Below are 25,413 nucleotides of genomic sequence, written 5' to 3' on the forward strand. Positions count from 1 at the left end.
TTCATTTTAGTCTAAATTTTACATGGTTCGATTCCATTCAACAGGTAATGTGGAATAATCACAAGATTTTACAAAATAAAGCATGACTAAAACAAAAGAATGTTATAATACTTTACGTCTCTTTTCCTATAGATATAATATAGAAAAGAGTATTTTGCAAGATGCCAAAAGAAGGGTAAAACAACGACAAAAGCACCTAAAATACGGAAGTGGCCGAAGATGGGCACAAGGGGGAAATCATATGTTTAGCAGATTCAAGATCAAGAGTATCGGTCTGCGTATCAGCATCGCGTTCTATCTATTAATCCTCTGTTTAATTCTTCTTAGTGTCACGATTGTTACACAACTGAACTCAATGGAAAAAGACACGAATATGATCACTAATAACTGGATGCCTTCCATCCAGCAGATTAACCGTTTGAATTATACGACAGAACATATTTTGTCATTGAGCTATCGCCATTATGATGCACAGGCAGGGGCCAAAGCGGACCTCGCTGAAGAGCGCATCAAATACATTCGTGACACAGCTCAGGCCATTAAAATATATGATCAGCAGGAAAAGACAGCTGAAGAGAATGAACATTGGGAAGCTTTAAAGACAAAATGGGAAGCTTACCTGAAGATTAACACACAATCCATCAAACTGAGTGATGAAGGTCAGGAACAACTGGCTAAGGAAGTTTCGGAAAAAGGGGCAGCATCCTTCGATGCCATGCAAGTCCATCTGGACTATCTGGTGAATTACAATCAGGAGCAGTCCGATCTCTCTGCGGCTCAGACGATCAGATCCGTCCAGGATGGCCGAATCATTATCGTCATTGGTGTACTGGTGATGATTCTCATCACGGCAATCAGTATCCCGATCATCCGTTCACAAGTCGTGAAACCGCTGCTTCGAGTAATCAGTGCTGTGAAACTGATTGCGGAAGGTCAATTGAATGTTCAGGACATACATACCAAACATGAAGACGAGGTTGGTGTGCTTGCCAAAGCCGTGAACGACATGAAAGGTAATCTGACCTCCATGGTATTGAATGTTAGACGGATTGCTGAAGCCGTCAACCGCCAAAGCAGCGAATTGGCTATTTCTTCTGAAGAGGTTAAGATTGGCAGTCGCCAAATTGCCATAACGATGGAAGAGTCGGCAAAAGCAGCAGAGAGTCAAGCGGAAACGGCTGTTGAATCTGCTCGTACCGTCGAGGGACTGAACGAACATATTCAGCAACATTCGGAGCAGGGAAACCAGCTTCGCCTGATGTCAGACCTTATTCTGAAACAAGGACTGACCGGCCGCGAGTCCATGGAGCAATCCGTGAACCAGATGCAGCAGATTGCTGGGACAGTTTCGTCTTCCATGCACAAGATGGAACAGCTGGATCGCAAAAACGAAGATATATCCCAGTTGGTTCAAGTCATTCATGACATTGCACGCCAAACCAACCTGCTCGCATTGAATGCTTCCATCGAAGCTGCCCGTGCAGGAGAGAGTGGACGCGGATTTGCAGTTGTTGCAGCAGAAGTGCGTAAATTGTCCGAAGCCGTTCGGACATCTGTAGAAGAGATTACTGTCATTACGGAAGATATTCAGAAGGATTCCCAGGGTGTGGTCGAGGAATTGCGAACAGGTGTACTGGAGACAGAGCGCGGGCAGCAGCAAGTACGTAATTCCGGCAATCTGTTCCGTACCATTAGTGAGTCGGTAGAGGGCATGGTTGAGGTTATTGGTACAATGACGGATGGTCTGGAGGGCATGCAGGAGGCGAGCGGACGCATGAATGATTTCAGTCAACAAATTTCGGCAGTATCGGAGGAATCCGCGGCCAGTGTAGAGGAAGTGTCAGCGTCAGCTGAGGAACAGGTAAGCTCCATGGAAACGATTAGCGGCAATATTCAAACCTTGAAAGAATTGTCCGAAGACCTGCTTGTTTCCATTGAAAAATTAAAAATATAACCTCTTCTTATAATAGAAGAAACATGAAGGACGGCTACCATGTTGAGCTCTACAAACAGCAAAGCTTCAATTGCCGGAAGTTACGTATACACCTTTGCTTGCCATGAGAATGAACGTGCTTTATGTGAACTGGAGTTGGAAACGATGCTCGTTCCTGGCACAGATATTCATTCCGGTGATCATGCTTATGTTCGCTCCAATCTGTGTATCCCACCAGGTAGAAGTCCATTTGTCCGAGGCAGACTGGATGTGATGGCTGAAGCAGATACGGTGGAGGGCTTGAAGCCTGCGGCTTCACAAATCGATCTGTCTTCTGGTGAAACGTTCAAGGTGGTCTGCCTGAAAGAGGGCGATGACATGCCGAATTATGCGCATTCCCGTTTGCTGGAAAAAGAACTGGGCATGTGCATTAGAGGCAAAGCGATGATGAAACAGCCTGATGTGACTTTCGGACTAATCCATGCGAATGGGAAATGGCTCATTGGTCAATGGACAGAAGCCGATCGCTCGTGGCAAACCCATCATCAGAAGCCGCAAAATTATTCCACAGGCCTGGGTGTAACGTTAGCCAGAGCATTGGTCAATATTGCGATTCCGCAAGTGCAGGGGCGTCAGTTACTCGATCCGTGCTGCGGAATGGGAACGGTTGTCATTGAAGCATTGTCGATGGGCATTGAGGCAAAAGGGAATGATTTGAACCCTTTGGCGGTACAAGGTGCGCGCATTAATCTTCCTCATTATGGTTATGATCCAGCCAGAATTACCCTCGGAGATATGAATGATCTGGAAGGAACATACGATGCAGCCATCCTGGACATGCCATATAATCTCTGCTCTGTTCTTCCCGATGAGGAACAAGTTGCCATGTTAACTAGTCTGCGTAAGCTGACAGGACGGGCAGTTATCGTTTCCACCGAATGGGTGGAGGGGCACATTCTGGATGCCGGGTGGAACATCGATCAGTATCGAACGGTGAGCAAAGGCACGTTTATACGTCACATTTGGCTATGTACTTAACACGATTGTATTGAAAATAACAGAAAAAACCTCCACACGGGAAAAATCCATTTTCCGGTGTGGAGGTTTTTGATTTTCATAGGAAAAATACCTCACATGGATTTGTACAATTTCACATAGGAACATCAATCGTTTTTAGTATTTATGACTATAATTTACCAGATTGACAGGCAGGGGTTTTCCATCAATATACGCTTTCAGATTTTGCACAAAAATATCAAGAGCCCGTTCGGTGTACTGTTCTGTACTTCCGGCAATGTGTGGCGTAATGAGGACGTTTTCCTTGCTCCACAGGGGATGGTCGGAAGGCAGTGGTTCCTCCTCGAATACGTCAAGTGCAGCAAAGGCAACCTGTCCACTGTCCAGTGCACCCAGCAGGGCTTCCGTATTCACGCTTGGACCACGTCCCACATTGACGAAGCAGGAACCGGATTTGAAATGTTCAAATGCAGCCTGATTATAAATATGATGGGTTTCATCCGTAAGTGGCAAAATATTAATGACGTAATCGCCTTGACTTAGCGCTTCATGCAGACCAGACATATTGTACATTTGGTCTACATTCGGAACGTCCTTTCCGGAGCGCCGAACCCCAATTACGTTCATGCCCAATGCTTTGAGAATGCGCGCGGTTTCTGATCCGATCTCTCCGACACCGACGATAACGGCTGTTTTACCATGCAATTCCGGAAGCGCTTTGCCTGGTGATTTCCACTCCGCCTGCTGCTGGTGCAACATCGCTTGTCTGAGCCAGCGGCTGTGGGACAACATCATGCCCAGAATAATTTCGGTAATGGGAATGGCATGTACGCCATTAGCACTGGTCAATGAAATTCCTTTTTGTTCCAGATCAGAGAATGGAAGGTTGTCCACACCTGCGGACCAGACTTGAACCCATTTGAGAGGGCTGTTTTCTTTGAGTGCATGCTCGGTTACGAGAGGAGACCAGCCTACGATAATTTCGGCTTCTTTTAACTCCGATGTATTAATCTCTTTGGCTTTGCCAATCGTAAGTGTATAACCTGGCGCTGCATCCAGAATCCGTTGCTGCTGTTTCGTGGACAGGGATGGAAAACATACAATTTTACCCATAGTTAGTGGCCTCCTGAATTCAAATATGTTGTGGTTTTAGTTTAGCAGAAAAGAAGGTGATGTGCGTAAAAGGCAGGAATACAGCCTCATGTGCAAATCCCAAAAATTGTGTCACTCTATAATTAACCAACTTGAAACCATAGAGACGACTATGAAATAATAAAACGAACTTTAGAAGAGGTGTTTACCATGAGTAACTATTCATATACGGATCTTCCATCCCGACGGGAACGATTATTTACTGCACTTCGGGTGCCTGCACCCATTCAAAACTCACTTCGGATGACTGCCGAACAGTTGCAAGGAAAGCTTGATTTTCGCAAGTGGACCGATTATAGAGATTATCATATTACATTGCAATTTCTGGGAGATACCCTTGTTAGTGACATTGGACATCTTCGGAAAACGCTGCGCTCGGCGACGGACGGATTTCAGCCTTTTGAGCTGCAATTATCCGGATGGGGAACGTTTGGGTTAAAAGAGGCACCAAAGGTGCTGTGGAAAGGTGTTGAGGGAGATATGGATCAACTTCATCTTCTGCAAAAACGGATTGTGGACGCAACTTCCTCCCTCGGATTCGAGGCCGAATTAAGACCGTATTCTCCTCATATTACGATTGCGCGTAAATTTATGGGTAAGGACCCAGGAAATGAAGATAAAGGGATATTTGGAGTGCTTCCTGAAGACTTTTTGGGTGTTAATTCTTGGATGGTACAAGATTTTGTGCTTTATGTGACACAGCCAGGTCAGGCGCCGATGTATGAGGTCGTGGATACGTTTTCTTTTTCCTGAAACTCATGGATATGACATAAAATCACATTGACATTACGTTATTCCCTATGTAATATTAGCCAACGTTATTCAAATTCTTTTTTTGTGGTTACTTAGATTAGGGAATTGTTTCGACAGGAGGAATCTTCGAATGGATATTATAAGCAAGAATCGTTGGGTGGCACCGATGTTATCTGTGCTGCTTGTATGTATAGTGGGGGCTAATGTCGTTCAGGCGACTGGAAAGTGGAATGAGGCAAGTGATAGCAAACAGATGACTGAACTTGCGGGTTCGGCAGAAAATAGCGAAAATTCTTTTAGCGAAGACAGGCGAATGATGGAAGACGGGACAAGTCTGTCTGCTGATGCGTCTATTCAGGCCGATTACTGGACCCAATCGCTCCCAGCCAAAAACTGGCTGACGGCTGCTCAGGAAGAGCAGGAACAGAAAGAAGCCGAGGCTAAACATGCGGCTCGAGCGGCAGCTGCGGCCAAAGCGAAAAAAGAGGCAGCTCTGAAATTGGCCAAAGTAGAGCGTGCCAAAGCGGTAGCTGCAATTACGACTCCCCCCCAAAAACTTTACTTTACACGGACCAAACTTCTGAACCAGGAAGACTCGAAACTTGCAGCCTGGTCATACAGTGTGTCCGATAAAGAACTGCTTCTGCTGCAAAAAATCGTCATGGCAGAGGCGGAAGGTGAACCGTACGAAGGCAAAGTGGCAGTTGCCAATGTTGTCTTAAACCGGCTGCGGTCAGCCAATTTTCCCGATACTATTTACAAAGTTATCTATCAAAAATCCCAATTCAGTCCTGTAGCGAACGGGCGCTTGAAACGTGTTACTCCCAATGAGGACAGTATCAAGGCTGTTAATGCAGCGTTGAATGGGAAAAAGGAAGTCGCCGATGATACGTATTATTTCTTGTCATTGACGCTTGCGGATGATCTGACAGTGGCTCGTTCTCAGAAAAAAGTAAAAACGATTGGGCATCATACTTTTTACAAGTAATTGACCTTTAAATTCTGCAAACAGGCAGGGTAGTTAACTATGTATTCACTACATAGACCTCGAAAAGCCCTGTAATACAGTTTTATTTCATCGTTTTTAATTGAATTGTTGATGAGGGCTTGTTATTTAAATTACCCTTTTTTCCAGCAAATCATACGGAGATATGAAGGAAATAAAAGAAGGTTCCCTTCCGGATCAATGGAGGGGAACCTTCTTTATGCATGTCCTCAAGAGATGAAACGTCCTCGTAGAACGATTAGAAGGGGTCATAGAGCTGCTAGAATGGGATTCGGGTACCTGACAGCGAAGTGGCCCCAATTCCGGCTGTGAAGCGCTCCTTAGGTGCGGATGTGACTTCCGCTGTAGCCGGGAACAATAAATCATGAACAGCCTGGGCACAACATGTTGGATCATAGGTACTCCTGCTGCCTGGTTTGTGGACTGATTTCAGCTGGCTTTCAGCTTGACGTGGTGCATAGACCTGCTCACTCAAGTACTTGAAGCGATTAGTAATAACGTCAGCAGAGTGAATGACCTGGCCGTATCCGGCTTGTACAAAATATTCACAGTTTTCTTCTTCCTGCCCCGGTAATGGAGGCACGAATAACATCGGCAAGCCTTTAGCTAATGCTTCCGTACAAGTCATTCCGCCTGGCTTTGTAATGAGCACATCGGATACGTCCATCAATTTGCTGACCTCGCGGGTATAGCCTAGAATGCGTATATTCGGATGCTGGAAGCAGGGCATTTCCTTCAACTTGGCAATCATTTTCTCATTACTTCCCAGACAGAACAGCAGCTGTACCCGATCCGCCCAGGAGGCGAGAGCCTTCATATGCTCTTCATCAAAGGAAAGTCCCCATCCGCCACCCATCAGCAGAGCAGTGGGCATGTTCTTAAGCCCCATTTCCTGTCGGAGGCTCACTTTGTCTCCTGCTTCCCAGAAATCAGGATGTACAGGAATGCCGGTGATTTGGATGCGAGAGGGCTCAACACCCCTGATTTCAAGTAAAGCCTTTACCTGCGGTGTGGATACCAGATATTTGTTGACCTCGGGATTAATCCACGTTGCATGTACGTCATAGTCTGTGACGAGCGTATACAATGGAATATTGAGTCCCTGACGTTTCAGCCGGGAGATGACCGCATTTGGAAAAGGATGGGTACAGATCACGGCATCGGGTTTTAATTGGGATACGACTTGGGCCGTCTGTGTATAGAAAATCCGGTGCAAGGCCAGTTTGGTAAATCCGTTTAGTGATTTGTTGTATTGCGTCCGATACAGCAGACTGACCAGCTTGGGCTGAACCGTTAGCGTCTTACGGTAAGCGGACAGAATAAGCGGAGCCATGGTTGGATTTAAAAATTTGCCAAGCTCAATGACCCGACTATGCACATGTGGACTGACTTTCTTAATGCCGCTTGCGAGCGCATGGGCGGCCTGGGTGTGACCGGTGCCGAAACCTTCGGATAACAAGAGCACTCTTGGTTTTCGCATGAGTTCACCTTTATTCATCAATTTAAATTTAACATCTCATAGTCATACCGCACGTTGCATTACTACATGAATATACAGCGAAGCGGAAAATCATGTTCATTCGTTACATATTTACACTATAGTTGATGTTCTGATACATCGAAACTTCGTCTTTATCCGATTGTTGGAGTCATCTTACACTATAGACGACGACACGAGCAGTTTCCACTGCATTTCGGTTAAAAAAAATTAACACAAATTTTTAATGTTAGGGTTGCAATCTGATGATGAGAGTGGTAATCTAGTTTTTGACCGAGTGACCGAATTGTATTTTTGGTCATTTAAAGAGAACGATCAAGAACATAAGGAGGGATATGATGGCTCCGATTGACAGGAGACAGCAGGTCATTCATGCAGCCTCGCAGTCTTTTGCCATGTTTGGATACAAGGCAACCACGATGGATCAGGTAGCGAAGATTGCGAACGTTGGCAAGGGAACGATCTATACGTTCTTTACGAATAAGGAACAATTGTTTGATCAGATTTTGGTGGAAGTAATCCAGGAAATGAAAAACATTGCTCACCGTGAAGTTCATCAGGAAAGTGCTTTTTTTGATAATCTGTTTCGTGTGCTTGATTCATTGCTGGAGTTTCGCCGTGATCACGATTTGCTGGTTAAATTGTCCCAGGAGCTTAAGGATTTTGGAACTCTTCAGGCCAAGGAAGGTTTGGAGAAAGTGGAGAAAGTCATCTCTGATTTTCTGGCACAGGAGCTAGAGAAGGCAAGGAGCAACGGAGAGATTCGTGACTGTGATCCACAGGTAGTAGCCTTTATGATGATTCGTTTGTACATTGCCCTCACCTCAGATTGGAGCAAGCAGCACGAGCCGCTGAGCAAAGAGGAAATCAAGGATTACTTTCGCCTTTTCTTAATGGAAGGAATTGCTGCCGCAACGTAACCCGAATTTATTCTACTATAATATGGGTTAATTATAAGCATGCAGGTAGTGAGGCTTGTCGAGAGACAGGTTTGTTTTTTTGCTCTAAAGTGACCGTTTGAGGAAAGTAGTCACTTCGTGTTTCGGTAATTTTCCGTAACAGGTCAAATTAATTTCATATTTTGGTTATTCTGCTCCTAGAGCAGAGAGAACAAGGGGAGAAAATAACATGAAATCTTTATCCGTGTTTTTCAAGGATGTGGGATCGGCCGTGAGAAACCCGAAGGTGTTGATCCCCGTTATTGCTATTTTGTTTATTCCAATTCTATATAGCGGTATTTACTTGGCTGCTTACTGGGACCCCTATGGTCATGTCGATGAAATGCCGGTTGCAGTGGTCAACCTTGATAAAGGTGCAGAGCTGGAGGGCAAATCGCTGCATGTTGGTAGCGACCTCGTCGATGAATTGAAGAAAAATGCAGATTTTAAATGGGACTTTGTCAGTGCCAGCCAAGCCAAAGAAGGCATGGAAAACGACAAGTATTATATGCAAATTACGATCCCGGAAAACTTTTCATCCCAGGCAACCACGTTGCTTGACGACAAGCCCGAGCCGGCTGATCTGATCTACGAACCCAATGGCAATTACAGCTTCGTGGGTGCGCAGATTGGCAAGACGGCCATTAAGGATCTGAAAGCTAAGGTTTCGGCCAAAGTAACGGAATCCTATGCGGAGACACTGCTCGACAAGTTTTCCGAAGTATCGGACGGATTGGCTGAAGCGGGCGACGGTGCAGGAGATTTGAATACCGGCGCAGGCAAGCTCGATGATGGGGCTGTGAAGCTCAAGGATAATTTGGAAAAGCTGGCATCCGGAACATTGGAGCTTCAGGATGGCTTGTCTCCATTAAGTGATGGTGTCAATGCACTGCACACAGGTGCGACCAAACTTGAAAGTGGAACATCAAATCTGGTATCCGGTTTGCAGCAGCTCCAAACGGCGGCAACAAGCCAGCTTCAGAGCGGTGCAGACCAGTTGAAGGACGGCAGTGCCAAGCTGGAAACTGGGCTGAAGTCTTCCGTGGAAGGAGCAGGCAAGCTGCAAGCGGGTCTGCAATCGTCTGAGCAAGGCAGTGCGAAGCTGTCCGATGGCCTGCAAAGCGCAGTGCAAGGCAGCGGCACATTGGCAGCTGGCCTGCAATCGGCAGTAGACGGTAGCAGCAAAGTTGCAGACGGTGCACAGGGCGTTGCAGACGGTTTGAAGCAGCTTGCTGCATCCAACCCTGAATTGGCAGCCAGTGAGGATGTACAGAAGCTGCTGGCGGCCAGTGCGGCAGTAGCCGAAGGCAGTAAGCAGCTGCATGAGAGCGAACAGAAGCTTGCGCAGGGTGCAGATCAGCTGCATCAGGGCAATCAGCAACTGGCAGCAGGTGCAGCTGAGCTCCATGGAGGCCAAGAGCAGCTTCTGACGGGCGCGAATCAGCTGGTGGATGGACAGCAGCAATTGCTGGCAGGCGCCGGTCAGCTTAGCCAAGGCGGAGCGAAGCTCTCCGATGGTCTGAAGCAGTTCAGCGGCAAGCTGGGCGAAGCTGCAAGTGGCGGTACGTTGCTGGCAGATGGAGCCAAGCAATTGGGATCAGGTACAACAGCCCTGCAAACAGGTGTAGGTAAGCTGAGCGGTGGCGTGAGTTCACTCACGGACGGCTCTATACAACTCGGTGACGGAGCAGGCAAGCTGGCGGACGGCCTAACAGAGCTGAAAGACGGCTCAAGCGAACTGGCTACCAAGCTGAATGATGCTGCTCAGAAAACGTCAGAAGTCAAAAAGACAGACGATGTGGTGAACATGTTCGCCGAACCTGTAAATACGTCCGAGAACACAACAGAGAACGTAAGTAATTACGGTACAGGCTTGACACCATTCTTCCTGTCCATCGGTTTGTTTGTTGGATCGTTGATTTCAACGATTGTTTTGAAAATGCGGGAAACTTCCGTACCGGGCGCAACGGGCTGGAACCGTTTCGTCAGCCGAACACTCGTATTCGGCTTTGTGAGCATCATCCAATCCGTGATCGTGGCAAGCTTCATGCTGTACGGTCTTGGATTGGAAACACACAGCGTACCGCTGTTCTATCTATTCACGATCTTTACGGGGCTGACCTTTATGTTTATTGTTCAGGCCCTCGTTACTTGGCTTGACCTGCCAGGACGTTATGTTGTCATTCTGTTGTTGGTCTTCCAACTTGCAGCAAGTGCGGGGACCTTCCCGGTAGAGCTGATTCCTTCGTGGCTTCAGGCATTTACCCCTTGGTTGCCAATGACGCACAGCATCATGGGCTTCAAGGCAGTTGTATCAAGTGGCAACTTCGATGTGATGTGGCATCAGGTCGGCATTCTGGCAATCTATGCAGGTGTATCCGTGCTGCTGACCTTGGCTTTCTTCCTTTGGAGCGGCAGACGTCGCAAAAAAGAAGCCGAAGTGGCTGAATCCGGTCAAGTTGTGACGGCATAAGCGGAATTGGACCGGAACAGGACAAAATATTGAAAATAAACTTTGAACTCAAGTATCAAAATTATGCAATATAGTAGTCAAATAGTGCAAATAGTCTGTGACCCGAAAATGGGTTGCAGACTATTTTTTTATACCAATGCAAAGGGATGAAGATAATCGCTGGAGGATGGCGTGAGATATTGGCCCAACTATAGATAAACACAGGCCACATATGGAATGATTTTCTTTTGTCAGTAATTAAAATCAGTTGTACTCTGACATAAAATGTGTATAATTATTCGGAAAAGAGATGAATTTTAGCATCAGTACACTAAAGCTGTACTGCAAAACATTTCTTATCAGAGGTATTAAAAAGTTTAAATTGCGCTGATGTTAGGTCGGTGTTAAAATAATAGAACTATATCAAAAAACGTCGCTCCATATCAGCGGCCGTGCCAGCGGTTGCGTGTTGTTATACCAAGCTGTTTGCCGGATAATCCGGATCAGCTCCTCTCATGGATGGCCTGTCGCAATAGCAGCACTTATAAGATTGACAGCCATATTGCTGTCGCCCTCGTCCATTTAGCAGGCTTTTAATCAATGAATAAATGCCCGCTCCTCCCGATTTATTGTTGCTTGTTGCCTATGTTCTTGATCTTTCCGAAATACTTCATTATAGAAAGGTTGCGTTCCATGAGACACATCGGATTACCTCCTAAACAGGGTCTGTACGACCCACAGTTCGAAAAAGACGCATGCGGAATGGGTTTTGTTGCCAACATCAAAGGAGTACCTTCACACGACATCGTTAGTCAGGCACTGACCATGCTCAGTAACATGGAACACCGCGGAGGACAGGGCAGTGAGCCAAATTCCGGTGACGGAGCCGGTATCTTGATCCAGATTCCTCATCGCTATTTTGCACAGGAAGCGGATCGTCTTGGTTTTGCATTACCTGAACAGGGCTTCTACGGCGTAGGGATGTTGTTCCTTTCACAGGACCCGGTCATTCGCAGTGCACATGAAGAGAGTCTTAAGAAGATTATCGAAGAAGAAGGCCAGACATTCCTGGGTTTCCGGGATGTGCCTACGTTTGATGAGATGCTTGGGCGTTCTGCGCTTGCAGCAAAGCCATATGTACGTCAGGTGTTCATTGGAAGATCGGCAGAAGTTACGGATGAACTGGGATTTGAACGGAAGTTGTACGTCATTCGCAGACGTGCTGAGCTGGCTATTCGTTATTCAGCGGATGAAGCGGAAGGCGGTTCATTCTACCTGCCAAGCTTGTCTTGTCGTAAAATCGTTTATAAAGGCATGCTGACAACTGAACAGGTGGGACAATTCTATCTGGATCTGCAGGAAGATCTTGTGGAATCAGCGATTGCGCTGGTGCACTCCCGTTTCAGTACTAATACATTCCCAAGCTGGGAACGTGCTCACCCGTATCGCTTCATGATCCACAACGGTGAGATCAATACGATGCGTGGTAACGTGAACTGGATGCATGCCCGGCAGTCGCTGTTCGAGAGCGAATTGTTCGGTAATGACATCTCGAAAGTAAAACCGGTTATCAACCCGGATGGTTCGGATACAGCGATGTTTGATAACACGCTGGAGTTCTTGTATCTGAGTGGCCGTTCGTTGCCACATGTTGCGATGATGATGGTTCCTGAGCCTTGGAGTACGGATGAGGGAATGGACCCTGCCAAAAAAGCATTCTATGAATACCACAGCACAATGATGGAGCCTTGGGATGGACCGGCAGCAATGGCCTTTACCGACGGCTTGCAGATTGGTGCAACACTTGACCGTAATGGTCTGCGTCCTGCACGTTACTATGTAACGAAAGACGACCGTATTATTTTGTCCTCCGAGGTTGGGGTACTTGATATCGCTCCTGAAGAAATTCTCTACAAAGACCGCCTGCGTCCAGGACGTATGCTGCTTGTCGATACACAGCAGGGACGTATCATTGCGGATGAGGAAGTGAAAGCTCTCATTGCAGCCGAGAATCCATATCAGGATTGGCTCGATGAGCATCTGATGGACCTGAATGAGCTGCCGGATGCACCGGAACTGCCTGATCCAAAACATGCTAACGTGACCCAGCTTCAGCTGGCCTATGGATATACATTTGAAGAATTGCGCAAAGTGTTGGAGCCTATGGCTTCAACAGGTATGGAAGCCACAGGCTCCATGGGTTATGATGCACCACTGGCGGTTCTGTCGGATCGTCCGCAGCGTCTGTATAACTATTTTAAGCAAATGTTTGCACAAGTTACCAATCCACCGATCGATGCGATCCGTGAAGAGATTGTAACGTCAACGGCAACAACGATCGGACCCGAGCGTAACCTGTTGAATCCTGAACCGGAGAGCTGTCGTCAGATTCGGTTGGATACACCTGTACTTTCCAATGAGGATTTTGCGAAGATTCGCCACGTTCGTCGTCCGGGCTTCCGCTCGATGACGATTCCGATCTTCTTTACAGCAAAAGAGGGCGCAGAAGGACTTCGCAAAGCGATGGAACTGCTCTTTGAAGCAGCGGACCGTGTCATTGACAAAGGCCATAACATTTTGATCCTGTCTGACCGTGGTGTGGACGCCGAGAATGCGGCTATTCCAGCATTGCTGGCTGTAGCAGGTTTGCATCACCATCTGATTCGTAGAGGAACCAGAACCAAAGTCAGCATTTTGCTGGAATCGGCAGAGCCGCGTGATATTCATCACTATGCCTTGTTGCTTGGTTACGGGGTAAGTGCCGTGAACCCGTATCTGGCCTTTGAAACGCTGGATGACATGATTCAGCAAGGACTGCTGCGTGGCATCTCACATGAGAAAGCCGTGAAGAACTATATTAAAGCCGCTACCAAGGGTGTTATTAAAATATTGTCCAAAATGGGAATCTCGACGATACAATCCTATCGCGGAGCTCAAATTTTTGAAGCAGTGGGTCTGAGATCGGACTTCGTTGACCGTTACTTTACCTGGACACCTTCCCGAATTGGCGGGATTGGTCTGGAAGAAGTAGCAGCTGAAGCACTGACCCATCACAACCGTGCCTTCACGGACAAAGATGGCAATGACAAAGTACTGGATTCCGGCGGGGAATACCAATGGCGTAACGACGGAGAAGAGCATCTGTTCAATCCGCAGACGATCCATACGCTGCAACATGCAGTACGTACCGGGGACTACAAGCTGTATAAAAAGTATTCCAAACTGGTGCAAGGTGAAAACGATCAGTTGCTGACGATTCGTTCTATGCTGAAACTGAAACCGGTCGGTCCTGCGATTCCTTTGGAAGAAGTGGAATCCGTGGAAGACATTATGCGCCGTTTCAAAACCGGAGCAATGTCCTTTGGCTCGATCAGTAAAGAAGCACATGAAGATCTTGCCATTGCGATGAACCGTGTTGGAGGTAAATCCAATACAGGTGAGGGCGGGGAAGATCCGGCTCGCTTCATTAAAGATAGCAACGGTGATTCCCGTCGCAGTGCGATCAAACAGGTGGCGTCCGGACGTTTTGGTGTAACATCCAACTATCTGGTCAATGCCGACGAGATTCAGATCAAGATGGCACAGGGAGCAAAACCGGGTGAAGGTGGACAGCTGCCCGGACGTAAGGTATATCCTTGGGTTGCTGAGGTTCGTGGATCCACACCGGGTGTAGGTCTGATCTCACCGCCACCACACCATGATATCTACTCGATTGAGGATCTGGCTGAGTTGATCTATGACTTGAAAAATGCGAATCCACGTGCAGAGATCAACGTTAAATTGGTATCCGAAGTCGGCGTTGGAACGATTGCGGCGGGTGTAGCCAAAGGTCGTGCCGATATCATTCTCGTCAGCGGTTATGACGGTGGTACAGGTGCATCCCCGCAAGGCTCGATTCGTCACGCGGGAATGCCTTGGGAGTTGGGTCTTGCAGAGACACATCAAACGTTGATGCTGAACAATCTGCGTGATCGTGTTGTTCTTGAAACAGACGGTAAAATGCTGAATGGTCGTGACTTGGCTATTGCTGCTTTGCTGGGAGCTGAGGAGTATGGATTCTCTACAGCACCACTCGTTGCACTCGGCTGTATCATGATGCGTGTCTGCCAGATGGATACATGTCCGGTAGGTGTAGCGACACAAAATCCTGAATTGCGTAAAAATTACACGGGAGATCCTGCACATGTCGTTAACTTCATGCGTTTTGTTGCTGAAGATGTTCGCGAAATCATGGCTGATCTTGGATTCCGTACCATTCAGGAAATGGTGGGCCGTACCGATTGCCTCGAAACGGTAGAGGCTGTAGACCATTGGAAGAAAAAAGGTGTAGATCTGTCTGTATTGTTGCATGTGCCTGAAATGCCTGAAGGCTCTGCACGTTACCGTACACAGCATCAGAACCACCAATTGGAAGAGACGCTGGATATGCAGCAGTTGTTGCCACTGGCACAACCTGCGATCGAATCCGGTCAACCGGTTGAAGCGGTGCTTCCGATTACCAACGTAAACCGTGCAGTGGGAACCATTTTGGGTAGCGAAATTACACGCAAATATGGAATTGCAGGATTGCCAGAAGATACGGTTCAATTCAAATTTGTCGGCTCTGCTGGTCAAAGCTTTGGGGCCTTTGTACCTAAAGGTATGACATTGACCGTTGAAGGAGATTCCAATGACTATGTAGGCAAAGGGTTGTCCGGAGGTAAGCTGATCGTCATGCCTTCACCAAAAGCCACATTTGATGCCGAGGATAACATCATCATTGGTAATACCGCTCTATACGGGGCAACCAGTGGTGAAGCCTATATTCGTGGTATCGCCGGGGAGCGGTTTGCTGTACGGAACTCGGGTGCCAAAGTCGTTGTTGAAGGTGTGGGCGACCATGGCTGTGAATACATGACGGGTGGACGTGTTGTCGTTCTGGGTGATACAGGCCGTAACTTTGCAGCCGGGATGTCCGGAGGTATTGCTTATGTTTATGATCCAAAAGGCACATTCCTGCAACGTTGTAATCTGGAAATGGTACTTTTGGAGCGTATCGAAGATGTTTCTGAAAGTGCAGATCTGCGGGGTATGATTCAGCGCCATGTTGCGAATACAGGCAGTGTGGCTGGTCAGCGCATTCTGGATAACTGGCAGCAGTCCGTAGATCAATTTGTTCGGGTTATACCAAAGGACTTTAAACGAATGACAGAGCAAATCGAACGGATTCAGGCAACAGGTCTGACCGGAGAGGCTGCTTTGCTGGCAGCTTTTGAAGCCAACATGCGTGAGCTTGCACGTACAGGAGGTTAATTTGTTCCTTTTCGAGTGCATGAACTGGTTGTATTAAGAATAATAGGAGCTTTATGGCGGCCAATGCGGCGCCATAGAGCTCCTATTTGGTTTTCGACAAAATTAGAACCCATACAAAAAACGCTATCGCCATGAGACGACAACATTGAGGAAGTTTCTCAAGTATAATAAGGCTAGTTTTGGAGTGCAGGGAAAGTATAAAGATAAGAGAGGTTAGCGGAATGAATATGAAGCATCCAAACAGGGGCGATCGTAAGCCGAAAGGTAAACCAGTCGAAGCAACCCAGATGGACATCATGAAAGTTTTACTGCAATGCGGAATCGACCCGGAGCGTTGGAACCATTTCGTATCCTCCGACAACAACAAGCGGGCTTGACAACACATCGACAAGCATAGAATAGATGGAGGGAAAACAAAGACTTAAAAAAGCCCAGAAACCGGAGAAGTGTATTTCTCGGTACTGGGTCTTCTTTGCGGATTAATCCATGCTGCGTTCCATGCGGACGAAAGCAATAAAACGACGTGCCTCTTCTTCTGTTAAGGGTTTACCATCAATCATCAGGCCGAAGCGTTCCAGCACTTCCTTATCCGATAATTCAAGGGCGTCGACGAATTCCCTTACGTCCTCATCCATCACGACATCACTTTGTTTCGTCCGTCCAATGAGATAATCAATGGATACGCCAAAGATGTCAGCAAGTCTCGTTAACACTTCGAAATCCGGTTTGCGTCGGTTCTTCTCGTAGTGGGAGAGAGCAGCTCTTGTAATATGAATGGAGCTCGCAAGTTCTTCTTGAGTAAGTCCCCGCTGTTCCCTTAATTCAGCAATGCGATTTCCGTAGCTCATATGCTATTTCCCCCTGAACGCCATCAAATATATATTGAAACAATCCTGAGCCAAGTGTTTGATCAGGGCAGCTTACCTGCATAATCGTAATGCCTTAGTAGTCCTAGTTGTATATAGGTCTGTCTAAGGACATCTCATATTGTCGTAAATCAAAAGAACCATGTCCAAATACTGCTTGACATGATACAAATTGTATCGTAAATTGGACGTATGGAGTTACAAAATGTATCATTTGGGATATTTTAAGTATGACCACGTTGCCAAGCCAATATACCTGTGAGAAGGAATGTAGGCAACTATTGCAAGCTAAACCATTCTAAAGGAATGAAGCCATGAATTCAATGATTCAGGAATGGGCGGATCTCAAATTAAATGTCCATATGTACATTCAGGAGTTCCATGGCAAATGGGTAGACCGCAAAAGACGCCCCGTTCTGCTGCTTGGTATGGACACACGAGCGATCGCCTTCCTGAGCGATCTGGACTTGCCAATATCATCAGAGATGCTGATCGGTTTGGATGTAGAAGATAGCCATGTATGTGTACGACTCCACGCAAGGTTGCAATGGAAACAGCCCTTCGGTGAGCTCACATTGTATCATTCAAACTTGCATATTCAGCAAGAGCAGACACTATATATAACGGGACAGTTAAATACAATGATTAGAGAAGTACAGTTTCCGACCATTTCCCGGTTCCAGTATGAGAAGGCATCGGAACAACCTAACTTACAGGAAACCTATCATTCCATTGATTTTACCATATGAGTTGAACATTCTAAACATATTCTGAACAAGCATGTACTTAACGCCATTTTACTATATTTCATAGCGTTATGCATTAGTTCTTTAACACCAAAAGCATTTGCGCAATGAATAAAGGGGCGAGGGGGATCATACATTGAGGAAGTTTGGATATGGTTGAAATGCACTGCCACATTTTATCCGGTCTGGATGATGGTCCTGTTCATATGGAACAGTCCATTGCGATGGCTGAGAAAGCGGCAGCCTCAGGAATTACCTCGATCATTGCTACTCCGCATCACCTGAACGGGCAGTACAACAATAAACCCAACGTGGTCAATCAGGCAGTGGACCTGCTACATGCAGAACTTCGCAAACGCAACATTCGCTTGGAGATCCGTCCCGGACAGGAGATCAGGGTGCATGACAACCTGATTGCAGACTTATACGCAGGAAAGTGCTGCACACTCGCCGGGAGCCGTTACATGTTGCTGGAATTGCCCTTTGGTCATATCCCCTCGCAGTTCCCCGGGATACTCCAAGAACTTAAGTTAGCGGGTATCATTCCTATTATTGCTCATCCCGAACGAAATCGTCCAATCCAGAACAATCCCGATTTATTGGTTGAATATCTTAGGCAAGGTGCTCTATGTCAAATCACGGCTCAATCGGTCATGGGACTTTTCGGGCGAAAAGTTCAGAAATGGTGTTTCCATTTTTGCAAAGAAAACGGATTTCATTTCATTTCATCCGATGCTCATAACCTGGAAGATCGGACGTTTATGATGACAGCTGCCTATCACCTGCTTGAGCGTCGATTTGGAAGCCGACTCGTTCAAAGTTTGCAAAATAATGCTTGGTCGGTATGGAACAACCAAATCATAGAACCGGAAGATTCTGGAGAACAGCTAAACAGATATAGAAGACACGTTCTTCATCATAATTGCTGATTTAAATGGGAGGAATACGAGATGGAGCTAAAAGAGTATATGCACATTTTACGAAAACGAATTTGGATCATCATTGCCTTTGTTGCAGTAGCTTGTATAGGTGCAGGTGTTAAAAATTATTTTCTGACTGTACCGATTTACGAGGCAAATGCAAAATTAATTGTGAACCAGGCTTATAACGCTCAAGGTATTCCGAGCCTTGATATTAGTTCGATTCAAACCAATATTAAGGTGATAAATTCGTATATTGAAATAATTAAATCTTCAGCAATCCTCGATAAAGTTGCTGCTACATACCCCGATCTAGGCATGAGCGGGAATCAACTGGCACAGAGCATCCGGGTAACGACCGCGAATGAATCCCAGGTTATGAGTTTGACCGCCACTGGTTTATCTTCTGAAAAAGCGGCCAAAACAGTAAACGCGGTTGCCAAAGTGTTTAAATCCCAAATCCCCGTAATTATGAAAGTGGACAACGTAACCATTCTGAGTGAAGCCAAGCCTACAGATTCCTCCAGACCCATTAATGTCAATCCCGTTATAAACATCCTGATCAGTTTCCTTGTTGGACTTCTGCTAGCAATAGGGTTTGTATTCCTATTGGAATACTTGGATGATACCTTGAAAACGGAAGATGAACTCGAAAAAGAACTTGGTATACCTGCCCTTGCTGTTATTTCCAAAATCAGAAAAGAAGAAGCACGTTTTTCTAAACATTCAACCACATCTCAAAAACAGGTAGGTGATGGCCAGTATGCCACGGTTAACCAATGATAAAGGAAGCCTAGTTACTATGGCCAATCCCAAGTCTACGTCATCTGAAGCGTATCGGAAATTAAGAACTAATATCCAATTCTCATCTATTGATAGTCAGATCCAAACCATCATGATAGCTTCGGCGTTGTCCGGTGAAGGGAAAACGACAACGATTGGCAACCTGGCAGTTACTTACGCCCAGGAAGGAAAAAAAGTGCTGCTTATGGATACGGACCTACGTAAACCTGCGGTACATCGCATGTTTAATGTTCCCAACCACGTGGGGCTGACTAGTGTATTATCCAGCCAATATAAGGTTACGGAAGTCCTTCGGGAAACCGGAGTGGAAGGGCTTCATGTCCTTTCCTCTGGCCCAATACCTCCTAATCCTTCAGAGATGATAGGATCACGTAAAATGACAGCTCTGCTTGAAGATTTGAAGGAAGTATACGATGTGATTTTATTTGATACACCCCCTGTTCTTGCAGTTACGGACGCTTTAATTATTAGTTCATTGTGTGATGGTGTCATTCTTGTTGTGAGCGCGGGCAAGGTGAAGAAGGATCTCGTTAAAAAGGCAAAAGCACATCTTGAACATGTGAACGCACGTATCCTCGGAGCTGTCTTGAACAATGTACAGGTGCCCAAAAGACGGAATGCCTATTATGGGGAAAATGCTTAACGAATTTGCATAATGGTCCCACAAATAATATCTTCAAGGTTATGTCTACTATACCTTTATCAAGGTAGGCACTCGGTCACACTGTGGGTAGTGTACCTTAGACGTATATCGTCAAGGGTGTGATGTGAGGATGGGTTTAATGCCCTTTTATGAAATTAAAAGTAAGAATTGCATCAATTTATTTCATGGTTTCATGGATTTAAATGATCCAACTCATGCTTTTAAACATACAAAATAATAATGGATAGGGTGGTATTTATGACTAGAGTGAGGAAAGCAATCATTCCCGCAGCCGGATTGGGAACCCGATTTTTACCCGCTACAAAGGCAATGCCTAAAGAGATGCTCCCTATTGTGGATAAACCGACCATTCAATACATCGTGGAAGAAGCTGTAGCTTCTGGAATAGAGGACATTATTATTGTAACGGGCAAGGGAAAACGTGCAATTGAAGATCATTTTGACAGCGCGTTTGAACTGGAGCAAAACCTTCTTGAAAAAGGAAAGTTCAGCTTACTGGAAGAAGTCCGGAAGTCCTCCAACGTTGATATTCATTACATAAGGCAGAAGGAAGCGCTGGGACTCGGGCATGCGGTATGGTGTGCTCGAAACTTTATTGGTAATGAACCGTTTGCTGTATTGCTGGGTGACGATATTGTGGTGTCTGATGTGCCGTGCACAAAGCAGCTCATCCAACAATATGAGAAGGTCAACCAGTCTGTACTCGGTGTGAAAACGGTGAGTCCGAGTGAAACCTACCGCTACGGAATTATTGATCCCCTGCATACAGAGGGGCGCTTGTCTTCTGTAAACAGCATGATTGAGAAGCCGCCGTTGGGTACAGCGCCTTCTAACTTGGCTATTATGGGTCGTTATATTTTGACACCTAAGGTATTCGAATACCTAGAAGAACAAAATGTGGGTGCAGGTGGTGAGATCCAACTCACTGATGCGTTGCAAATGCTGAATCGGGATGAAGGTATTAGTGCTTATGATTTTGAAGGTTCACGGTTTGATGTGGGTGAGAAGCTGGGCTATATTTTGACTACACTTGACTTTGCTCTTAAAAATAAAGAATTGCGTGCACCTGTCCTCATGGCGATTGAAGAGATTTTGATGAAGGAACAATTGAATCAATTGCTTGTAGCTGGAGGGGATAGTCTGTGAAACTTTCAAGACCGGAATACTTTGGCAGTGGAGAAGCCCTGGCCAAGGATGGCACTTCGGCAGTATTGGAACAGCCTTACTCGCAGCGTGTTGGCGGATATGCTGACGTAATAAAACCGTTTATCGATTTTATTATTGCAGCGGTGCTGTTGCTGATTACATCACCGGTCATGCTTGTTGCAGCGATTATGATTAAGATTGACTCCAAAGGACCCGTGATATTCAGACAAGAACGTTACGGGAAAAACGGAGTTAAATTTAGTATCTATAAATTCAGAACCATGCGTACGGACGCTCCGAAGTACAGCGCCTCCCCCACAACAAGCGATGATCCAAGAATTACACGGCTGGGTAGATTACTTCGTAAAACTAGCCTGGATGAGCTGCCACAATTGCTTAATATTATCAAAGGTGATATGAGCTTCATAGGTCCCAGACCTGAAATGAAGCGAATCGTAGAAGAAAGCTACACGGACCTGGAGCGTAGACGTTTTCTAGTGAAACCTGGAATTACTGGTTTATGGCAGGTAAGTAATGCTCGCAAGGAGCCGATTCATCATAATTTGCAATATGATTTTCACTATATCTCAAACGTCTCTCTGAAGATGGATATCATTATCATTTTTAAAACCGTTGGTGTTATGATCAAAAGTAATACATTTTAGCCTACTCATTTAGATAATATGGAGCGTGATCGCATTGAAGCATGTTGTAGTGACAGGCGCGGCCGGTTTCCTAGGCTCACATCTAGTCAAATCATTAATTCATCAGGGACATCAGGTTACCGGAATAGATAATCTTTCAACAGGCGTTGCTAGTAATCTGCAAGAGGTGGCTCATAGCCCCCTCTTTTTTTTCCGTGAAGCTGATGTTTCGCTGTCCGACTCACTGGATTTTCTGATAGATCAGCCAGTGGATGAAGTCTACCATCTGGCTTCACCTGCTTCACCCAAATTCTATCAAGCAGATTCGATCGGTACGATCTGGGTGAACACTCGAGGAACCTATCATTTGCTCGAACTGGCCCGTGTTAAAGGAGCAAAGTTCCTGTATTCGAGTACGAGTGAAGCTTATGGAGATCCCGAAGTTCATCCACAGCCTGAGAGTTATCGAGGTAACGTGAACACTTGGGGACCAAGAGCCTGTTATGACGAGGCCAAGCGTTTAGGCGAAGTCTTTTGTTATGAGTACTACACGAAACACAGCGTTTCCGTGAAGGTGGCGCGTATTTTTAATACGTATTCATCAGGACTTCGGAACGATGATGGGCGTGTCATTTCCAACTTTGTAACACAGGCACTAACAGGACAGGATATTACGGTGTACGGGGACGGATCACAGACACGCTCGTTCTGTTATGTGGATGATAACATCCGGGGATTACAACAATTGATGGCTGAAGATCAAGCGAACGGGGAAATTATCAACATTGGTAATCCCACGGAATATAGCATACTTGAAGTTGCTTCTTTGGTTAAAGAGCTTACCCAATCAGACAGCAATCTCGTATTTTTACCTTTGCCAGAAGATGACCCCAAGGTTAGACGTCCGGTGATTGACAAGGCTCGGGAGATTTTGAATTGGGAACCAGAGATTGGCTTGGAAGAAGGATTAAAACTTACGATTGACCATTACCGGGCGATGCTGCAGGAAACCCCATGAAGCTGATTAAAGTGAGTTGAGAAGAATGGAAAAAGTATTAATTGCTCACAGCTTGTATCCCCCAAATATCATTGGGGGTGCAGAGATATCAACACAAATCCTGGCGCAGACGTTGAGTCAAAACTATGATATCAAAGTGATTACTGTGGGTGGACATGAAGAACGGGAAGTGCGTAGTGACACAATTAACGGAATCGAAATCTCACGGCTTCCCTACAATAATCGGTACTGGATCGGGGATTCTGCAAAGGAAGTGTCAACCGCGAATAAGATCATGTGGAGAGTTCAGGATATTTTTAATATCAGGCAATACCGATACATCAAGGCGTATCTCTCCAGTCTACAACCTGCTATTATTCATACCCAGAATATCCCTGGTCTAAGTCTGGCGATCTGGAAGGCCGCACATGAGTTGAATATTCCAGTCGTGCATACACTACGTGACTTTTCATTAATTGACCCGATCAAAATATCTGCCTACTCCAGGTTATATAGACAAATATCAAGAAGATACAGCCGAATGATATCTTCGGTAATTGGTATATCCAATCATATCCTTGGGAGTCATACAATGCTTGGTTTCTTCGAACGATCCTCCAAACATGTCATTCATAACATTGTAGAGGAGAATAACAATGTTCAGCAGTTGTATGCACAGAAAGAGATTCACCATCATCAGCCATTAAATGTCGGTTATTTTGGGCAATTAACGGAAGTAAAGGGTGTTCAATATCTAATTGATGCGGTAAAAAGTCTTGGACAGGATATTGTGTGCAACCTGCATATTTTTGGCGATGGTCCACTGCTGCATCATTTGAAACAGTTAGCAGGGTCAGAACCACGCATTATTTTCAGAGGGAAACTGGATAAATCTCAGATTGCCTCACAGATGAAAGAGATGGATATTACCGTTGTTCCCTCCACGTGGGCTGAACCATTTGGAAGAGTAGTGATCGAGTCCTATCAGGTAGGCACACCTGTGTATGCTTCTCGTGTGGGAGGCATGCCAGAGATTCTGGTTGAACCAGGGGATTTTTCATTTCCTGCCTACAATTCAGAGGCTATTGCTCAAGGAATTCTTAAATATTATCATTTATCCGAACAGGATAAGATTCAATTGAAACAACAATGTTATGCGCATAGCCAGACTTTTAATGAAGCCTATCTTCTTAAAGAACATATCAATATATACGATAAGTTAATCAGGCGTGGAGGGTAAAATGCAAATTACTTCCTTGAATGCCAGGCCCCATTCTTATGTTTATGTGAAACCGGAATCAGAGTATTCACTATTCATTCCAACCGTCCATATATTGCTGATCTATTTGTCTATCTATGGTTTGATCTCTATCTATGTCGATAACATCATCATTCGTTCACTAAAGGACTTAGGCATGGTGTTGGTCGCGATCTTTGCTTTAAGGAAAGTATACCGAAGCCAGACATTATTCATTAGACCTTTTCTATTCATATTGGGGTCGGTTATTGCACTAGGTGCGTTAAATCTGTTGCTGGGTGCAAGCGTTGTAACACTTATATATGGGATTAAAATCACATTTTTACCGTTAATTATGATGTTTACTGGGATGCTTATCTCCCAATGTCAAGGCTTCTATGCGTTTGCCAGAACAAACCTGATTATATTTATTTTATTAATCTTTGGTTGGCTGGTTCAGTACTCACTTGGGATTGAAAAATTGATTTCGCTTGGTTTTATCTATGGAGTGAACATTAAAAACTATTTAGAAGGTGTACCTCGCCTGTCATCTATAACCTATTCACCTGACGGCTATGCGTATGCTTTGCTTATAACAGGATTGATTGCAGAACGAACTAAAATGGCATTGAATAATCGTTTTTTTCGATTAATCATTCAATTGCTGACAATCAGCTTCTTGCTATTGTCGACCATTCGATCAGCACTGTTACTGTGGCTCGTATATCAAATAATTATATTTTTTCTTCAGATTCGAAAATATAGCAAAAAAAACACACTGATACTTGCCGTTACTTTCATGTTGCTCCCAGCAGCTGTGTTCTTCGGGAGCAGAATGCTGGAATCTAAAAATTTGCTTTCCAGTTCTTCCTTATTGGATCGATTACAGACATGGGGGAACAGTCTTACTTCTCCGTTTACGATGAATGGAGCGATTGGCAATGGGATTGGTTCGGTAGGGGCTGCAAGTCGGAGAACGTATATGATCGGTGTGAACTCTAGTAATTTTGCGGTAGACAATCAGTATTTTTCCTTATACGAACAGACAGGTTGGATCGGAATCATTTATTTTATCGTTTTATTTATGTGGATTGTTGTCTCGCTTGTAAAGAAAATGAATGAGTCAACTGACTCGAGCCCTTTGCGTCTGGCTCAGTTGGCACTTGCACTTGGTGCGGGAGTGGCGGCTGCAAGTCTTACAACGAATGTACTTGAGTTGTTTCCGGCCAACGTTTTCTTCTGGATGGTCATTGGCATGTCAATTGTCCAGACTCGTAATCCAGGGGAAATAACACAGAAAGTGGGGTGAGGGAATTGAGGATTTTACACATCGGCGAATACGTCGTTG

Annotated in this window: 20 protein-coding genes; 17 read left to right on the forward strand and 3 right to left on the reverse strand. The window is 45.5% G+C overall.

From position 1 onward, the window contains the following. Nucleotides 1-241: 241 nt before the first annotated feature. Complete coding sequence (locus QP794_RS15860; RefSeq protein WP_285077985.1) at nucleotides 242-1,954, forward strand: methyl-accepting chemotaxis protein; 1,713 nt, start codon at nucleotides 242-244, stop codon at nucleotides 1,952-1,954. Nucleotides 1,955-1,993: 39 nt separating this feature from the next. Further along, nucleotides 1,994-2,971 (forward strand): TRM11 family SAM-dependent methyltransferase, encoded by a 978-nt coding sequence (locus QP794_RS15865; protein WP_285077986.1) that lies wholly within the window; start codon nucleotides 1,994-1,996, stop codon nucleotides 2,969-2,971. A gap of 135 nt (nucleotides 2,972-3,106) precedes the next feature. Here QP794_RS15865 and QP794_RS15870 read toward each other — a convergent pair whose 3' ends face one another. Further along, nucleotides 3,107-4,063 carry a D-2-hydroxyacid dehydrogenase gene (locus QP794_RS15870; RefSeq protein WP_285077987.1) on the reverse strand — a complete coding sequence of 319 codons (957 nt, stop codon included), beginning with the start codon at nucleotides 4,061-4,063 and terminating at the stop codon, nucleotides 3,107-3,109. A gap of 189 nt (nucleotides 4,064-4,252) precedes the next feature. Here QP794_RS15870 and thpR point away from each other — a divergent pair, with 189 nt between their 5' ends. Then, nucleotides 4,253-4,855, forward strand: a complete 603-nt coding sequence (gene thpR / locus QP794_RS15875; protein WP_094938045.1) for an RNA 2',3'-cyclic phosphodiesterase — start codon at nucleotides 4,253-4,255, stop codon at nucleotides 4,853-4,855. 130 nt (nucleotides 4,856-4,985) lie between these two features. After that, nucleotides 4,986-5,843, forward strand: a complete 858-nt coding sequence (locus QP794_RS15880) for a cell wall hydrolase (RefSeq protein ID WP_285077989.1) — start codon at nucleotides 4,986-4,988, stop codon at nucleotides 5,841-5,843. Nucleotides 5,844-6,120: 277 nt separating this feature from the next. Here the strand turns inward: QP794_RS15880 and QP794_RS15885 are convergent, their stop codons facing one another. Further along, nucleotides 6,121-7,341 carry an MGDG synthase family glycosyltransferase gene (locus QP794_RS15885; protein WP_285077991.1) on the reverse strand — a complete coding sequence of 407 codons (1,221 nt, stop codon included), beginning with the start codon at nucleotides 7,339-7,341 and terminating at the stop codon, nucleotides 6,121-6,123. A 356-nt stretch (nucleotides 7,342-7,697) separates the two neighbouring features. Between QP794_RS15885 and QP794_RS15890 the strand changes: the two genes are divergently transcribed. From QP794_RS15890 to QP794_RS15905, 4 genes are all read left to right on the forward strand, one after another. Further along, nucleotides 7,698-8,279: a TetR/AcrR family transcriptional regulator gene (locus QP794_RS15890; RefSeq protein ID WP_285078046.1), complete on the forward strand. Its 582-nt coding sequence runs from the start codon at nucleotides 7,698-7,700 to the stop codon at nucleotides 8,277-8,279. A gap of 208 nt (nucleotides 8,280-8,487) precedes the next feature. Next, nucleotides 8,488-10,770, forward strand: coding sequence for a YhgE/Pip family protein (locus tag QP794_RS15895; protein ID WP_285077992.1), 2,283 nt, complete (start codon nucleotides 8,488-8,490; stop codon nucleotides 10,768-10,770). A 672-nt stretch (nucleotides 10,771-11,442) separates the two neighbouring features. Beyond that, nucleotides 11,443-16,041, forward strand: a complete 4,599-nt coding sequence (gene gltB / locus QP794_RS15900; RefSeq protein WP_285077994.1) for a glutamate synthase large subunit — start codon at nucleotides 11,443-11,445, stop codon at nucleotides 16,039-16,041. A gap of 227 nt (nucleotides 16,042-16,268) precedes the next feature. Then, complete coding sequence (locus QP794_RS15905) at nucleotides 16,269-16,418, forward strand: hypothetical protein (RefSeq protein WP_179132975.1); 150 nt, start codon at nucleotides 16,269-16,271, stop codon at nucleotides 16,416-16,418. A gap of 102 nt (nucleotides 16,419-16,520) precedes the next feature. Here QP794_RS15905 and QP794_RS15910 read toward each other — a convergent pair whose 3' ends face one another. Continuing rightward, nucleotides 16,521-16,889: a helix-turn-helix domain-containing protein gene (locus QP794_RS15910; RefSeq protein ID WP_024632898.1), complete on the reverse strand. Its 369-nt coding sequence runs from the start codon at nucleotides 16,887-16,889 to the stop codon at nucleotides 16,521-16,523. A gap of 332 nt (nucleotides 16,890-17,221) precedes the next feature. On the opposite strand from QP794_RS15910, the gene QP794_RS15915 reads away from it, so the two are divergent. The 9 genes from QP794_RS15915 (at nucleotide 17,222) to QP794_RS15955 (ending at nucleotide 25,374) form a co-directional block, all read left to right on the forward strand. Next, the gene (locus QP794_RS15915) at nucleotides 17,222-17,656 is read left to right on the forward strand and encodes a hypothetical protein (RefSeq protein WP_285077995.1); all 435 of its coding nucleotides are present in this window, start codon (nucleotides 17,222-17,224) and stop codon (nucleotides 17,654-17,656) included. Between the two features lie 149 nt (nucleotides 17,657-17,805). Continuing rightward, nucleotides 17,806-18,582 (forward strand): tyrosine-protein phosphatase, encoded by a 777-nt coding sequence (locus QP794_RS15920; protein ID WP_285077996.1) that lies wholly within the window; start codon nucleotides 17,806-17,808, stop codon nucleotides 18,580-18,582. A gap of 21 nt (nucleotides 18,583-18,603) precedes the next feature. Next, nucleotides 18,604-19,356, forward strand: coding sequence for a YveK family protein (locus QP794_RS15925; protein ID WP_079350941.1), 753 nt, complete (start codon nucleotides 18,604-18,606; stop codon nucleotides 19,354-19,356). Continuing rightward, entirely contained in the window at nucleotides 19,337-20,020 is a 684-nt protein-coding gene (locus tag QP794_RS15930; RefSeq protein WP_079350940.1) for a CpsD/CapB family tyrosine-protein kinase, read from the forward strand. Before QP794_RS15925 ends, QP794_RS15930 begins: the two co-directional genes overlap by 20 nt. A gap of 258 nt (nucleotides 20,021-20,278) precedes the next feature. Next, a complete protein-coding gene (gene galU, locus QP794_RS15935) occupies nucleotides 20,279-21,187 on the forward strand; it encodes a UTP--glucose-1-phosphate uridylyltransferase GalU (protein WP_285077997.1) in 909 nt (302 codons plus the stop codon). Beyond that, nucleotides 21,184-21,852, forward strand: a complete 669-nt coding sequence (locus tag QP794_RS15940) for a sugar transferase (RefSeq protein WP_218672006.1) — start codon at nucleotides 21,184-21,186, stop codon at nucleotides 21,850-21,852. The genes galU and QP794_RS15940 overlap by 4 nt, the downstream gene beginning before the upstream one ends. A gap of 34 nt (nucleotides 21,853-21,886) precedes the next feature. Continuing rightward, nucleotides 21,887-22,849, forward strand: a complete 963-nt coding sequence (locus tag QP794_RS15945; protein ID WP_285077999.1) for an NAD-dependent epimerase/dehydratase family protein — start codon at nucleotides 21,887-21,889, stop codon at nucleotides 22,847-22,849. A gap of 25 nt (nucleotides 22,850-22,874) precedes the next feature. Then, the gene (locus QP794_RS15950; protein ID WP_285078000.1) at nucleotides 22,875-24,068 is read left to right on the forward strand and encodes a glycosyltransferase family 4 protein; all 1,194 of its coding nucleotides are present in this window, start codon (nucleotides 22,875-22,877) and stop codon (nucleotides 24,066-24,068) included. Between the two features lies 1 nt (nucleotide 24,069). Beyond that, nucleotides 24,070-25,374 (forward strand): hypothetical protein, encoded by a 1,305-nt coding sequence (locus QP794_RS15955; protein WP_285078001.1) that lies wholly within the window; start codon nucleotides 24,070-24,072, stop codon nucleotides 25,372-25,374. Nucleotides 25,375-25,413: the final 39 nt, after the last annotated feature.

The sequence above is a fragment of the Paenibacillus sp. UMB7766-LJ446 genome, from assembly GCF_030226665.1.
GTDB lineage: Bacteria > Bacillota > Bacilli > Paenibacillales > Paenibacillaceae > Paenibacillus > Paenibacillus vandeheii.

Coding starts and splice junctions, on each gene's coding strand:
- QP794_RS15860 (WP_285077985.1), top strand. CDS start 242: ATGTTTAGCAGATTCAAGATCAAGAGTATCGGTCTGCGTATCAGCATC.
- QP794_RS15865 (WP_285077986.1), top strand. CDS start 1,994: ATGTTGAGCTCTACAAACAGCAAAGCTTCAATTGCCGGAAGTTACGTA.
- QP794_RS15870 (WP_285077987.1), bottom strand. CDS start 4,063: ATGGGTAAAATTGTATGTTTTCCATCCCTGTCCACGAAACAGCAGCAA.
- thpR (WP_094938045.1), top strand. CDS start 4,253: ATGAGTAACTATTCATATACGGATCTTCCATCCCGACGGGAACGATTA.
- QP794_RS15880 (WP_285077989.1), top strand. CDS start 4,986: ATGGATATTATAAGCAAGAATCGTTGGGTGGCACCGATGTTATCTGTG.
- QP794_RS15885 (WP_285077991.1), bottom strand. CDS start 7,341: ATGCGAAAACCAAGAGTGCTCTTGTTATCCGAAGGTTTCGGCACCGGT.
- QP794_RS15890 (WP_285078046.1), top strand. CDS start 7,698: ATGGCTCCGATTGACAGGAGACAGCAGGTCATTCATGCAGCCTCGCAG.
- QP794_RS15895 (WP_285077992.1), top strand. CDS start 8,488: ATGAAATCTTTATCCGTGTTTTTCAAGGATGTGGGATCGGCCGTGAGA.
- gltB (WP_285077994.1), top strand. CDS start 11,443: ATGAGACACATCGGATTACCTCCTAAACAGGGTCTGTACGACCCACAG.
- QP794_RS15905 (WP_179132975.1), top strand. CDS start 16,269: ATGAAGCATCCAAACAGGGGCGATCGTAAGCCGAAAGGTAAACCAGTC.
- QP794_RS15910 (WP_024632898.1), bottom strand. CDS start 16,889: ATGAGCTACGGAAATCGCATTGCTGAATTAAGGGAACAGCGGGGACTT.
- QP794_RS15915 (WP_285077995.1), top strand. CDS start 17,222: ATGAATTCAATGATTCAGGAATGGGCGGATCTCAAATTAAATGTCCAT.
- QP794_RS15920 (WP_285077996.1), top strand. CDS start 17,806: ATGGTTGAAATGCACTGCCACATTTTATCCGGTCTGGATGATGGTCCT.
- QP794_RS15925 (WP_079350941.1), top strand. CDS start 18,604: ATGGAGCTAAAAGAGTATATGCACATTTTACGAAAACGAATTTGGATC.
- QP794_RS15930 (WP_079350940.1), top strand. CDS start 19,337: ATGCCACGGTTAACCAATGATAAAGGAAGCCTAGTTACTATGGCCAAT.
- galU (WP_285077997.1), top strand. CDS start 20,279: ATGACTAGAGTGAGGAAAGCAATCATTCCCGCAGCCGGATTGGGAACC.
- QP794_RS15950 (WP_285078000.1), top strand. CDS start 22,875: ATGGAAAAAGTATTAATTGCTCACAGCTTGTATCCCCCAAATATCATT.
- QP794_RS15955 (WP_285078001.1), top strand. CDS start 24,070: ATGCAAATTACTTCCTTGAATGCCAGGCCCCATTCTTATGTTTATGTG.